Here is a 14,588-nt window from a genome sequence, read left to right on the forward strand (position 1 = left end):
AAATATAGGGGATTCATGCGCAATAAGGCAGCGGTAAAAAATACCGCTGCCTTATAATATGAATTATCGATCGACATTAAAGTAACGAGCTTCAGGATGTGCAAAAACAATGGCGGAAACGGAAGCCTCTGGTTCCATCATGCATCCTTCAGTCAATTCCACGCCAATATCTTGAGGTTGTAACAGGCGGAAAAGCTTCTCCTGGTCTTCCAGATTAGGACAAGCAGGATAACCAAAAGAAAACCTTTGTCCGGTGTACTTAGCGGCAAATCGCTCTTTCATGGACATTTCAATCGGATCGCTTATGCCTAAATCATCACGCATTAATTGATGAATTCTTTCCGCAAACCCTTCTGCTGTTTCGAGAGCAAGTGATTGAAGGGCGTGATTTTTCAAGAAATCTCCTTCAAGCTTAAGTTTTTCTGCCCATTTTCTGATTCCTTTTCCGGCAGTGACCAGGAAGAAACCAACATAATCCATTTGCCCGGAGGAGACCGGTTTCGCGAAGTCCGCTAAACAAAGATGCGGACTCGTATCTTGCCTTGGGAAATCGAAAGTTTCCAAAACCTCTTGATGATTGTCCGGGTTGTATACCAATAGCCTATCTCCTTCGCTTTGAGCAGGGAAGAATTGATAAACTGCATGCAAGCCATAATCCGGTTCCTTCTTAAGGAATTCAATCAATTCATCAACGAGATCATTGAGCTGCACTGCTTTTTCATTCCCTTGCTTAAGCAGTTCGGAAACTTTACCTTTTAACCCCAAATGATGACCAATCAGCATTTGCCTATTTATATATGGCTGGATGACATCCAATGGATAGTTTTTCAGGACGTGACGTTTGATGTCACGCGGTATTTGAACAGGAACATCGCTTAAAGGAGCAGCTGTGGACTGCTTACGGACAGGTTTTTCCAGCGTGGCGGCAATGGCGGCATTCGCTTTCGACCTTTCTCGTTTCTCGACTAACTCTTCCAAGTACACCACTTTTTTGTCAGAGTCATGTAAAATATTCGTTACAGCCAAACCATCCATCGCATCTTTGGAATATAAAACCGGTCCTTCATATTCAGGTGATATTTTAAAATCGGTGAATTTACGTGATAATGCTGCCCCACCCACTAATATTGGGGTATCTATTCCAGCTTGCCTTAAATCCTGAGCGGTTAAAACCATTTGCTGTGCAGATTTGACAAGTAACCCAGAAAGGCCAATGATGGTTGGCTCATGTTTTCGAACCTCTTCAATGATTTGTTGCGGGGCGACCTTGATCCCTAAATCAATGACTTCATAGCCATTATTCGATAGGATGATATCCACTAGGTTTTTCCCGATATCATGTACATCTCCCTTGACAGTCGCCAAAAGGATTTTCCCTTTCTTAGCGCTATCTTCAGAGTTTTCCATAAGTGGTTCAAGGTGAGATACTGCCGCTTTCATCGCTTCAGCACTCTGAAGCACCTCTGCGACAATAAGTTGGTTGTCATTAAACAACCGACCCACTTCACTCATGCCATCCATCAATGGTCCATTGATGATTTCCAATGGGGTATCACCGCGCTCAATCGCTTCATTTAAATCATCAATTAATCCTTCTTTCGTTCCTTCGATAATATAGTTACCTAGACGTTCGTCCAATGGCAGGATCACACCATTATCCTTCTTCTCAGCTTTTTTTCCACGATAAAATTCGGTAAAAATCGCTAAAGTTTCAGTTGAAGTCTCAAACAGGAGTGCCTCAGCCAGTTTCACTTCCTCTTCCGGAATCAGAGCGAAACGTTCAAGTTTTTCTGTATTCACGATGGCATAATCGAGCCCCGCTTTTGTACAATGGTAAAGGAAAACTGCATTTAATATTTCCCTTCCCCTCGCTGGCAGACCGAAAGAAACGTTAGAAATGCCAAGTATCGTTAGACATTCTGGAAACTTTTCTTTAATCGCCCTTATTCCATTCACCGTCTCTAAAGCAGACCCGATATATTGTTCATCTCCTGTGCCTACAGGAAATACAAGCGGATCAAAGATGATGTCACTTTTGTTTAGACCGTACTTATTGACGAGCAGATCCACAGACCGTGTTGCCACTTCCAATTTCCGTTCAGCATCGACGGCCATCCCGATTTCATCAATGGTTCCTACGACAACTGCAGCACCATATTGATGGACTAAGGGTACTATTTTTTCAAAGCGCTCTTCACCATCTTCAAGGTTTATGGAATTAATGATCGATTTTCCTTGTGAATGTTTTAATGCTTGTTCAAGTACAACTTCATCCGTAGTATCGATGACCAAAGGGACCTTCACTTTTTTGACGACCTCTTCTACGAATTCCTTCATATCGCCAAGCTCATCCCCATCAGGATCAGCAAGACAAATATCAATGACATGGGCGCCTTTTTTCACCTGGTTACGTGCAATTTCGGCTGCTGGCTCGTAATGCTTGCCGCGTATCAGCTCCTTGAACTTTCGGGAACCGATAACATTCGTCCTTTCACCTACGAATAAAGGACGCATTGAATCATCATAAATGAGCGGCTCTATGCCTGATACGGCATGACCATGGGCAGTTTCCGTAATAGTACGGGGCTTCATGCCTTCGAGGACCCTGGAAAGTTCTTTAATATGCTCTGGTGTCGTACCACAACATCCGCCAATGATATTGACCCATCCCTTTTCGGCAAATTGCTTCATTTTCTCTGCCAGGGAAGTAGGTGACTCATGATAGTGGCCCTCTTCATCAGGGAGCCCGGCATTCGGATAACAGCTGATGGCGCTGTTTGATATATCTGCAAGTGTCCTGATATGGTCTATCATGAATTCCGGCCCTGTTGCACAATTAAGGCCGACAGCTACGGGCTTCATATGTTCAACCGATAAATAAAAAGCTTCTATGGACTGGCCAGCAAGTGTCGTGCCCATCGGTTCGATTGTTCCTGATATGATGACAGGCACATCTTTTCCTGTTTTTGCGAATGCTGCTTTGATTCCAGAAAAGGCAGCCTTGACATTAAGCATATCCTGACAGGTTTCCACCAACAGCAAGTCTACACCGCCATCCAAGAGACCCAGTGCCTGTTCTTCATAAGAATCGGTTAAAATATCAAAAGTCGTTCCGCCCGTTACGGAAAGCGTTTTTGTAGTGGGGCCCATCGAGCCAGCTACATACCTTGGCCATTCTTCATTGGAATACTTTTCACAAGCTTTAACGGCAAGCTCAGCTGAAATTTTATTTAGCTTGTAGGCGATCGTGCTTATTTGGTATTCCTCAAGAACGATGCTGGTCGCTCCAAAGGTATTTGTTTCAATGATATCTGCGCCCGCCGCTAAATATTTTTCATGAATGGATTGGATGATTTCCGGCTGCGTCAGTGATAAATATTCATTGCAGCCCTCGAATTGTTCCCCGCCAAAATCATCTGCTGTCAAATCCTCCGCTTGAAGCATGGTTCCCATCGCCCCATCAAGTAGGAGAATCTTGGAATTTAACTGAACTTGAATCGCTTTTTTATTCATGTACTGCCACCTCTGATGTCTGTTTACTATCGACTTTTCTAATATATTTCGTAAGTTCCGCCGTCATTTCATAGCGAAGGAACGGAGTGATTAAATATATGCCCTTGAATTTTTCCCTTGCCGCGTCCACCAGTTCCCGCGCGATATTAACCCCTTCAATCCTTGACTTTACAGGGTCATCCCCCGCTAAAGCCATTGCCCTTCTTACGTTATCAGGCAATTTGATGCCTGGGATCTCATTATGGATGAATTCTGCGTTCCGGGTGCTTGTCAAAGGCATGATACCGATGAAAATCGGGGTTTCTAAATGTTTTGTAGCTTCATGTACTTCTTCGATTTGCTCCACCGAATAAATTGGCTGTGTCAAAAAGGATTGAGCACCACAGGAAATCTTCTTTTCCATTCTCAGTACTGCTTTATCCAAATATTTCACATTCGGATTAAACGCTGCCGCAATTTTAAAATTTGCCCGTTGCCCCAGACTTTGACCGGAATAGGAAAGACCTTCATTAAATTGTTTGACCATGCTTATAAGGTCGAAGGAAGATAAATCATAAACCGAAGTGGCACCCGGGAAGTCCCCTATTTTTGAAGGATCTCCGGTGATGATCAATAATTCATTCAGCCCCACCGTCTGCAGACCCATTAAATGTGATTGCAGGCCAATCAAATTTCGATCACGGCATGTTATGTGCACCATCGGATTAATATTCAATTGGTTCTTCAGTAGGTTAGCCAGAGCATCATTCGATATCCTTGGTGAGGCAAGTGAATTATCCGCTAGTGTAATGGAATCGACCCCTGCTTTTTTCAAAACCTCTGCACCGGTCATGAAGCTCTCTATTCCCAGCTTTTTAGGTGGATCAAGTTCAACCAGGATCGTCCTTTCCGTCTTGGCCTTTTCGTACAGTGGAAGTTCCAATTCTCTTTCGTTCACTTCAATTATTTCTATTTCACGGGATTTCGTAACTTTCTCTTTTACGGGAGCAAAACTTCCGATCGCATTCTTTACAGCTTGAATATGCAGTGGCGTCGTTCCACAGCACCCGCCTATGATAGCGGCACCTTGCTCACGAAGTTCCACTGCACTTGAACCGAAATATTCCGGCACGGCTTTATAGACGAGCCTTCCATCCACATAATCAGGGAGGCTGGCATTAGGGTATATGGCAATCGATGCTTGCTTTGGCAAACTCACTTCTTCCAAGGCCCTGATCATATGATGTGGACCAAGACGGCAATTCACCCCAACAACATCGGCACCCAATTGCTCGAGTTTTTGAAAGGCTTCATTTAAATGGATTCCATTTTGGAGATTACCCAGTTCATGCATCGAGACATTTGCGATGATCGGCAGTCCAGTTTCATTTTTTACGATTTGCAGAACGGTTTCCAGCTCTTCCAGGTCATAAAATGTTTCCAAGAGAATCCCATCAGGATTTTCCATCAACAGACTGTATAGCTGTTCACGAAACCCCCGTTTAATCTCTTCCATGCTTAAATCCGATTTTCTGATACTCCGTTGTGCCCCTATGGTACCGAAGACATAAGCCTTTCCTTTTGCCGCTTTTTTAGCAAGAATGACTCCCTGGCGATTGATTCTGCTTACTTCATCTTCAAGTCCATACCGTTTCAATTTGTTGAAATTGGCTCCGTATGTATTCGATTGAAGGATATCTGCACCAGCTTCCAGATAGGCACGATGGATAGACTCTATTTGATCCGGATTCGTGCAGTTTAATTCCTCATAACATTGATCGATGCCATTTGAGTACAATAAGGTGCCCATTGCCCCTTCCCCAACCAGCATTCTTTCTTTCACTTCTTTACGAAAATTCATCATTACACCCTCTCTCAAAAACAGTCCTGTTTTTGTCGTATTTTATGAGTATGAGAGAAAAGGAAAAAAAACCTTCTCAAAGAAGAAGGTTTTTTGAAACATTCTCCTCATCTATCAAGCTCTGCTTGCTGGATTTAGCACCTTTGCCTAAGCTGGTTGCTGAGGTTTCTTCGGGCCAGTCCCTCCACCTCTCTCGATAAGATCCATTTATATAATTTTCACAAGATTTCAAAATTAGATTATATTTAATTTACATTAATAATCTGTCAATTTCAATACCTGATCGACATTTTTTTCACTTTTGCAAAAATGATTCAATCTTTTGCAGCCTGAACCCTCTTCAAGATTCTTTGTTTCCAGTCTTCCGCTAATGGGTCCAGAGTAAGTAAAGCCTTGGCGCCTTCCAGCCCATCTCGTTTATGAAGGATTACCTCTGCTGCATAATGAACTGAAATTTTTTCTTGCGAACGATCTATTAGCACGATCTCGTTTTGTTTATTTATCGTTCCTTCTTGAAGTACTCTTGCAAAATAACCAGTGAAACTCGTTTTCAGCACGAGTTCCAAAAACTTAGGTTCTTGATTGAAGTGGGAAATGGTCGAACAAGGTATCCTCCCCTGGTTAATTTGAACAATCACATCGCCTATTTGATAAATATCGCCGATAAACGTGGTTTCTTCCCTCATCCCCGCTACGGTTAAATTTTCACCGAATGCTGGGATATCCAGCTTTTTAGAGAATCTCTCATTCCATAATGAATAATGCTCAAAGGGGTAAAAGCACAAAGCCCGATCAGGACCTCCATGGAACTTTTCATTACCTACCCCATCACCAATTATGCCTGATTTAGTCACTTTCACATTATCCTGTGCTTGTTTATCCATGGCTGAAAAGATATCGACATTCGAAAAACTTTCATGTTTCGGCTTTCCGGCCTGAAGTGATTTGATTTTTCCATTTTCCATTTTGCATCTTCCATTCATATTTAATTTATATCATCCTATATGTATAAATTATACTAAAAATCCATTATATTAGTAGTTTTTAAAAATATATGAAGTGAAAAAGCCACATGAGCCGTTAAATGGGCGAAATATCATTGATTTCCTGAAAAATCCATAGGTTAGTTTCAGTAATTTTGTTGCTATTTCAGAATTAAATATGGTAGAATATGAACACAATATATAGTCGAAAACTACAACCGTTCGCCTATATGTTGATTTTCACGATTGAATTCCTCATTGTCGCTCTTTAGGGAGCGAATTTTTTTGCCTTCATTATCATCCATCATTTTCTTTTAGTTCCATTCTAATCCTTAAATCGTGATTCACTTACCTATTTTCACTTTCATTCCCTATTCAAATACCTCCCTGTAAAGTCACTTTCATTCCCTTATAAGAGGCCTGATTCCTTGCTAAAACAAGCAGAAAAGCCGAGCGACACCATATGTCTTCCGCTCAGCTTCCTGTTTAAGCTTGTTTCTTTTTTTTTGGTGCCGCTTTCTTTCGGGTCGTCTTTTTCTTTTCCGGTTCATCATGTTTCGTACGGTCAATGGATGCCTGTAATGCCTCCATTAAATCGGTTACATTGTTGGAAACTGGTTCTTTTGTTTTGGCTGTAATCGTCGTCTGTCCCGTTTTCTTTGATTCAATCAATTCAAGTAACGCGGTTCGATAGTCATCGGTGTATTTTGTCGGATCGAAAGTGGTCGTTAATTGATCTATTAATAATACGGCAGTATCGATTTCTTTTTTTGCAATGGTATCATTGGCGGGGATATTCGGAACATCCGCTGTGGAACGGACTTCATCCGGATAATGAATCGTTTCCATCACCAAGGTATTATCAACGACTCGGATTACCGCCATTTGTTCTTTAGAGCGAATGATGATTTTTGCTAATCCTACCTTATTCGATTCCTTGAGGGCCTGCCTCAATAGGGAATAAGCTTTTATCCCTCCATCATTAGGGGACATGTAGTAACTCCGATTGAAATAAATGGGATCTATTTCTTCAATTTTAACGAAATCCACAATTTCCACGGCTTTTTCTTCGTTTTGTTTTTTCAGTTGCTCTAGTTCATTGTCTTCCAATACAACAAATTTTCCCTTTGTATACTCAAAAGCGCGGACTATATCATCCTTACCCACTTCTTTCTGGCATACCGGACAAACTTTTTCGTATTTAATCGGTGAATGACATTCCTTATGCAACGTCCTTAAAGAAATATCCTTATCCTCCGTTGCAGCATGAAGTTTGATCGGAATGTTCACCAAACCGAATGATATGCTCCCCTTCCACATCGTATGCATATTCGTCACCTCATAACTTATTTTTAAAGAGAAGAACAATTTTATTATTCCCCTTTGTTCAAAAAAAACCGAAAAAACAATTGCCAACTCTAACACTTCGTTTTTTTGGCAAAATAATGTTAATCAATTATTTGCGGAGGTGATACAAAAATGAAACCGATGCTGCCAACATATTCCCCCGAAGCCCCCAGCTCCAAGGATTGGCGTTATGAAGTCAAATATGACGGCTTTAGGGCTATTTTAACGATAGACTCCGATACCATAAGCATTTCAAGTCGGAACGAGAAGGAATTATCACCACAATTCCCAGAAATCATTGCTTACATCAAAGAACTGGACCTGGAAGAATATCTCCCGCTTCAGTTGGATGGAGAATTGGTCTGGCTTACCAATGAAGCGAAAGCGGACTTTTTTCAAATACAGTGGCGAGGACGCCTTGGTAAACAATCCCTAATATCCGAAAAATCCCGCTTTTCCCCATGCCGGTTTATAGCGTTTGACCTGCTTCGCATCAACGGAAAAGACTTAGCAGCTAAACCTATGGAAGAACGTAGGGAATTGATGTTGAATATGGGGGCAAAACTTGGCTTTCCTATTCCGCCTGCTCCCAACGATAAGGCTTTGATACAATTAATAGAAAGTTTTGACGTTTTGGAAAGTGCCTTGAATAAGGTCACCCTATTAGATGGCGAAGGGGTTGTCGCCAAGGAAATTAGGGGTACTTGGCAAGAAGGAAAACGTACTACATCTTGGATTAAGGTGAAAAACTGGAAAACCGTTTCTTGTTTCATTACAGCATTGCACAAAGAAAATGGTTATGTTTCCCTCGCAGTTTTCAAGGAAGGTGCCGTAACGAAAATCGGAAGTGTTAAAAATGGACTGAGTGCTCAAGATAAAAGTATATTGCATCAACTGATAAAGCAAAATGCATCAAACGAAGACGCACAATTTTTTTATATCCATCCATCCATTTGCATAGAAGTTCAATTCTTACACGTATACGAGGAAAATGAATTGCGTGAGCCCCAGTTTTCGCAATGGCTTTTACAAACGACTCCCGATGAATGTACCTGGGAGAAATTTGTGCTAGGTCAATACACATTTCCAGATACGGTACAAATAACTTCCAGGGATAAACCGCTTTGGATAACTGAAGGTAAACAGGTGGTAAAAGTTGAATACCTTCATTATTTACGTGAGGTTTCAGCTTTCTTCTTACCCTTCTTGAAGGATAAACTGCTTACGACGATCCGCTATCCTCATGGCACTTTGGATAAAGAAAGATTTTTCCAGAAAAACAAACCTGATTATGCGCCGGCTTTTATTAAAACGTTCATGGATGAGGATATCGAATACATGCTGTGTAACGATATTGAAACGCTTCTTTGGTTTGGTAATCAGCTTGCATTGGAATTCCATGCCCCATTTCAGAAAGCGGGTAAAACAAGACCTGACGAAATCGTCTTGGACTTGGATCCCCCATCAATCGAATTTTTCTCCTTTGCAATAAAGGCCGCACAGGAAATTAAAAAAGTGATGGAATCATTAAGGATTAAAGCTTTTGTAAAAACTTCAGGTAATAAAGGACTGCAAATTCACATCCCACTGCCTGAAGACAGATTTACTTATCAGGAGACACGCATATTCACCGACTTTCTCGGTGACTACTTAACAAGTTCCAATCCAAATGATTTTACAACCGAAAGAATGAAAATAAATCGGCACAATCGACTTTACTTGGACTTTGTGCAGCATAGTGAAGGAAAAACCATCATCCAGCCTTATTCCCCACGGGGAAATTCTTTCGCAGGTGTGGCTACTCCTTTGTTTTGGGAAGAAGTGGACGAAAATCTCCAGTTAAAGGACTATACGATTGAAACCATCCCAAACAGAATAAAAAGGGATGGATGTGCTTTTGTGGATTACAGACTTGTCGATAATGGACCAGCCTTTTTGGAAGTTTTGTCGTTCCTAAAACAAAAAAAAACCAACAACTGAAATAAACCCAAAGAGTCAGAAGTCGCTTTATTTATTAGGCAACCTTGAGGGAATGTAAAATGTAGCGTTGGAACGTAGGGCACTCGCTTTTCTTCGGGTTTGTCAACCTAATGGGATTCGAAATGGTCTTATCCCGAAACCCTTTCTCAATTTAATATAGAGAATACAAGACTGGCTTTCACTACATGATTTTTTACTTTATATGAGATGAAAACTCACTGGATTGAAGAAATTTGCGACACTCCTGCCGAATAACTGGCTAGCCGAGACCCCACAGGAGCTTGAGCCTAGGAGGCTTGGCAGACACTCGGCGGAAAGGGAACCGATTTCTGAAATCAACTGCAACTTTTTAAAATAAGAAAACTGCAGGCAAACTCGCTTTTCTCCGAGTTTGCCTGCAGTTTGAAGATTTCTTTATAATTTTGTTTTCAAATAACTTTGCACTTCATCCTGAAGCTTGGCATATAAGCTTGTTTCCAATTCAAAATCCTCTTTTTCAAGCATTTCAAATTTTTCAGGCTGATCTAAATCTATTTCAATCGATACCTTGAATTCATAAGTTGCGTTCCCGATTAAATCAATTGAATACTTTTGGCTTTCTTCATCATGATGGACGACACATTTCACTTTTCCGCCGTTATTGTAGACAGATATTTCACTTTCCAACGCGTTTAAACCAACAGAGCATGTTACAAGGCTTGAAGCCGACATCGCCGTTCCACATGCATTCGTGAAGCCTACTCCCCGTTCGAATGTCCGCACATAAATGCTCCCTGGTTCCAGCTCTTTCACAAAGCTGACATTGACACCATCAGGGAAAAGTTCATTTGGTTGATTGACCTTTGTTGAAAGTTCTTCCTGCAAATCACTTTGTAAAACATCACTATCGACGAGTGTGATCAAATGTGGATTAGGAACCGCCAATGCCGAAAATAGCAGGGTATCATGAAGTTCCGGCAATGGTTCGTTTTGCAGCTGTTCTTTAGCCAATACAAGAGGTAGATCCTTCACATTGAAACTTACTGGTGAAATTTCCACCTTGAAAGTCGGAATGCCCTCATAAATATCTTCCGTTTTTTCCACGAGTAGATCTGCCTTCATGGTTTCCACGATCATTTTATCTAGCCCTAGAACGTCGTTCGCGTAACGTGCAACACATCGAAGTCCATTGCCGCACATCGAGGCTTCAGATCCATCCGCATTAAAGACACGCATCCGGCAATCGGCATGTTCACTTTTCATTACGAACAAAATACCATCCGCTCCAAGCTTCTCCCTATTGCATAGGGCCTTCGCGAAATTTTTCCGCTCTTCTTCAGTAAACGTCAGGGTTGTAGTCAATTCATCAATGATTAAGAAATCATTTCCTGAACCATGGCTTTTTAAACCTTCAATAATCATCCTGTCACATCCTCTAATATGCTGCTTTTCATTTATCATTTTTTAATATTCTATATCATAGCATTTTCAAGATGGATGTGTCATCGCGTAAATCACATTAAATCCATTTTTTCCAACGAAAAAACAAATAAGAAGAAGCGGTTGGAATAAGAATTAACTCATTCCAACCGCTCTTTTGAATAATTAACCGATCATACCGATGATGAAATAGACGATAAACATTCCGGCACTCACATACATCGGGGCTGACACTTCTTTTGCTTTTCCGGTTACAAGCTTCAAGAAAGGGTACAGGATGAAACCGAATGCCATTCCATCGGCAATACTGTATGTGAAAGGAATGATCGTGATGATCATGATTGCAGGTATGCTCTCGGTTAAATCACTGAAATTCAGCTTTTTTATGTTTCCGAGCATCAAAATGCCAATGATAATCAAGATGGGGGCAATGGCGCTGTCAGGGATTACTTTAATCACCGGTATAAATAACAGTGATAGAATGAATAGAACGCCTGTCACCACTGAAGTAAAACCAGTCCTGCCTCCTGATGCGATTCCAGCTGCCGTTTCTACTGTTGCAACGGTAGGACTCGAACCGAATAAGCCTGATAATAGAACGGACACACTTGTCGCCTGCAGCGACTTTTTATAGGCATCCTGGCGGTTGATACTGTCTACATGCCCGTGTACAAGACCAATATTTTCAAAAACAAGAACCATCGTCATCGCAAATACACTTATCCAGAATTCAATCCGGTTTGCTTCCAGGAACGATAATGAAAAGAAAAGATCGCCGTAGGAAGCTGTGTCTATGCCTGAAAAATGGATATCCGATAGTTGAACCGTTCCGAACCAATAGGCAATGAGGCTGCCTGCCAGGATGGTAATCATGAAATTACCGGGGACATTCTTGATGAACAGCGTGATTGCCAATAAAAAGGTCAACACCGTTGCACACACGGCTGGATCGCTTAAATCTCCGAGTGCGACGATTGATGATGAACCTCCTGTGATTATCCCGCCCTTTTCAAGACCGATTAGCATCAAGAATAAGCCAAGACCGACAGATATGGCTTCTTTTATCGAACTTGGAATCGAATCACTGATTAACTTAGAGTATTTTGTAAAAGCGATGATTACAAAAATTAACCCGGAGATAAACACAGCACCAAGAGCCGATTGCCAAGATAGACCCATTCCTTGAACCATGGTATAAGCAAATAGGGCATTTACGCCCATTCCTGGAACGAGAAGGATTGGGACATTCGCCCAAAGTCCAATCATGACACAGCTTAAAGCAGATAAAAGAATCGTGGCGATCACTGCACCATTAATCGGTATGCCCGCTTCCGATAAAATCAGGGAATTCACGATGAGAATATAGACTATCGTAAAATAGCCGACCACTCCAGCAAGGATTTCACGTTTTCCATTCGTTCCATAGTCGGAAAAATGAAAAAACGTTTCCAAGTTTAATTTCTTCATGTTGTATCCTTATTAAATTTATCCCTCGCCCACCCGTTTGTATTAGTGACAAACTACACTTGGCGATTTTAACAAAAAAAAGGATAAAAATAAATAGCAATGATAAAAATTTGAAAAAAAAACTGCCGGGAATGATCCCGACAGCCTCGATGAATATATTATTTTTGTTCTTGCGAATATCCATCTACTACCAATTCCAGCTTCCCTGTATCAGGCGAAATGATTAGACCATGCACAGGAATATTTTTAGGGATCAAAGGATGTCCTTTAATCACTTCGACGCTGTTCTTACAACTTTCATAAACATCATCAAATCCGCGAAGCCAATTGCGGATATCGATTCCTGCAGCTCCCAGTGTATCGATGGTGCTCTTTGGTATATCACGTTCGATCATCTTGTCCATTACAGAATCGGCATCGACTGATGCCATTCCGCAGTCATGGTGAGGTATGACCAATACTTCATCTGCCTTTAGCTCATAAATAGCAACAAGGATACTCCGCATCACACTTCCGAATGGGTGGGAGACGATTGCGCCGGCAGTCTTCAGGATTTTGACATCGCCATTTTTGACATTCAAGGATTTTGGCAATAGTTCAACGAGCCGAGTGTCCATACAGCTTATGATGACCATACGTTTCTCAGGAAACTTGTCCGTTCTATACTTAACATATTCACCTTTTTCTACAAACTGTTCATTATAATCAAGAATCTCATTAAGTAAACTCATAATTTACCACCTTTTCATTATGTATTTAATTTATGTATCTCCTATTATTATATCAAATATTTAAAAGATTTGCTAAAGGGTAACCATAGTCAATTTGAACGATGATTCAGAGTGGCTGCACAGAACCCAAAGACGATGATTTTAGGAATTTCAGCAACATTTGATGAAAAAGAAAGTATGGGTGTATTAGTCTTGAATCGTTTCCCCCACTCCAAAGGCATCCAGCCTTCTTGATATGAAACGATCTTTTCCCCGTCTTTTGTGACAATCTCGAATGAATTAACGCTCCCCGGCGTTTCAATGGGCATCCATTCCGTACCGTCTGCCTTATAGATCATTCCATTGATTTTCACGAATGACCTATTTTCTTGATACGATCCTATAATGCCGCCCTGGTCATCCATGATCGTCATTTTATTGAAAAGCCCCCTTTTGATATGGTACTTAGCCAGCAAACGCCCTTCATGGTCCACCAGTTCATAACGCTTGGTCATGAGCATCGACAAGAAATTGGGTATCATCCACATGAACCACTTCATATTCAAATCCCGTATCTCTCCCATTAGTGACCCATCAGGCGCAAATAGGAGCAGGCGCAAAGTCGGTGCTGGCATAAAAGTCAATAAAACATGTTCATTTTTTAATAACCCGGTATTCGTCCCGACGAGTTCATCAGGCAATTCCTTCATTCTATTTTCATATATCCGATGACTGATAAATTGGGCAATGCTAAAGAAAATAAAAGGAGACGTGATCAATAATATATTGCCCGGTATCATCGCAAAAATATGGCAAATGAAAAATACAAATGCCAAAAGAAGAGATATCCAAGATGCATGAAAATTTGAATTGCTCGTTTTCTGATAAAATTCACGTATATTCATATCCCGCTCTGCTCCTCACCCCTTACAAGAAAGATTGCCGCCTTAAGGGCGGCCATTTTAGCAGTACAACAATCCGCCCGGCATCCACTTCCTAAAAGTGCATGGAAGTAGTTTTCATAATACTTTATTCGCTTTAATGTGATCTATTCCCTTTTTAAGAAGGGCATTTCCCAACACGGTTCAAATAAAAAAGGACTCCGAATTGAACGGAATCCTATAGTAGACAAAATGGCTTCTACCCAATTTTAAAAACAAGACTAATGTCTTTTTAATGATTCCTTATTGGATTGAAGAAATTTGCGACACTCCTGCCGAATTACTGGCTAGCCGAGACACCGCAGCCGCTAGGCGAGGAGGCTTGGCAGGCAGTCGGCGGAAAGGGAGCGGATTTCTTCATTCCACTGGAACGTTTTTAAATAAAAAA

At 41.2% G+C, this 14,588-nt stretch carries 10 protein-coding genes and 1 riboswitch; of the genes, 2 read left to right on the forward strand and 8 right to left on the reverse strand.

All coding sequences use genetic code 11. From position 1 onward, the window contains the following. Positions 1-63 precede the first annotated feature (63 nt). The 4 genes from metH to ku all read right to left on the reverse strand — a co-directional run bounded on the left by metH (position 64) and on the right by ku (position 7,665). Positions 64-3,513 (reverse strand): methionine synthase, encoded by a 3,450-nt coding sequence (gene metH / locus ACIROD_RS02440; protein WP_402937612.1) that lies wholly within the window; start codon positions 3,511-3,513, stop codon positions 64-66. Continuing rightward, positions 3,506-5,353, reverse strand: a complete 1,848-nt coding sequence (locus ACIROD_RS02445; RefSeq protein WP_402937615.1) for a bifunctional homocysteine S-methyltransferase/methylenetetrahydrofolate reductase — start codon at positions 5,351-5,353, stop codon at positions 3,506-3,508. Before ACIROD_RS02445 ends, metH begins: the two co-directional genes overlap by 8 nt. Positions 5,354-5,457: 104 nt before the next feature. Further along, positions 5,458-5,556: riboswitch (SAM riboswitch) on the reverse strand. 111 nt (positions 5,557-5,667) lie between these two features. Next, entirely contained in the window at positions 5,668-6,318 is a 651-nt protein-coding gene (locus ACIROD_RS02450) for an MOSC domain-containing protein (RefSeq protein WP_402937618.1), read from the reverse strand. 504 nt (positions 6,319-6,822) lie between these two features. Beyond that, a complete protein-coding gene (gene ku, locus ACIROD_RS02455) occupies positions 6,823-7,665 on the reverse strand; it encodes a non-homologous end joining protein Ku (protein ID WP_101225214.1) in 843 nt (280 codons plus the stop codon). 150 nt (positions 7,666-7,815) lie between these two features. Here ku and ligD point away from each other — a divergent pair, with 150 nt between their 5' ends. Beyond that, positions 7,816-9,663 carry a DNA ligase D gene (ligD, locus tag ACIROD_RS02460; RefSeq protein WP_402937621.1) on the forward strand — a complete coding sequence of 616 codons (1,848 nt, stop codon included), beginning with the start codon at positions 7,816-7,818 and terminating at the stop codon, positions 9,661-9,663. A 414-nt stretch (positions 9,664-10,077) separates the two neighbouring features. Here the strand turns inward: ligD and dapF are convergent, their stop codons facing one another. From dapF to ACIROD_RS02480, 4 genes are all read right to left on the reverse strand, one after another. Then, positions 10,078-11,064, reverse strand: coding sequence for a diaminopimelate epimerase (dapF, locus tag ACIROD_RS02465; RefSeq protein ID WP_101225216.1), 987 nt, complete (start codon positions 11,062-11,064; stop codon positions 10,078-10,080). A 183-nt stretch (positions 11,065-11,247) separates the two neighbouring features. Next, positions 11,248-12,549, reverse strand: a complete 1,302-nt coding sequence (locus ACIROD_RS02470) for an NCS2 family permease (protein ID WP_402937624.1) — start codon at positions 12,547-12,549, stop codon at positions 11,248-11,250. Positions 12,550-12,707: 158 nt separating this feature from the next. Further along, positions 12,708-13,280 (reverse strand): beta-class carbonic anhydrase, encoded by a 573-nt coding sequence (locus ACIROD_RS02475; RefSeq protein ID WP_101225218.1) that lies wholly within the window; start codon positions 13,278-13,280, stop codon positions 12,708-12,710. An 89-nt stretch (positions 13,281-13,369) separates the two neighbouring features. After that, the gene (locus ACIROD_RS02480; RefSeq protein WP_101225219.1) at positions 13,370-14,164 is read right to left on the reverse strand and encodes a hypothetical protein; all 795 of its coding nucleotides are present in this window, start codon (positions 14,162-14,164) and stop codon (positions 13,370-13,372) included. 287 nt (positions 14,165-14,451) lie between these two features. On the opposite strand from ACIROD_RS02480, the gene ACIROD_RS02485 reads away from it, so the two are divergent. Then, positions 14,452-14,580: a hypothetical protein gene (locus tag ACIROD_RS02485; protein ID WP_402937629.1), complete on the forward strand. Its 129-nt coding sequence runs from the start codon at positions 14,452-14,454 to the stop codon at positions 14,578-14,580. The last annotated feature ends 8 nt before the right edge of the window (positions 14,581-14,588 follow it).

The organism is Peribacillus sp. NPDC101481 (assembly GCF_044767165.1).
Classification (GTDB): domain Bacteria; phylum Bacillota; class Bacilli; order Bacillales; family DSM-1321; genus Peribacillus.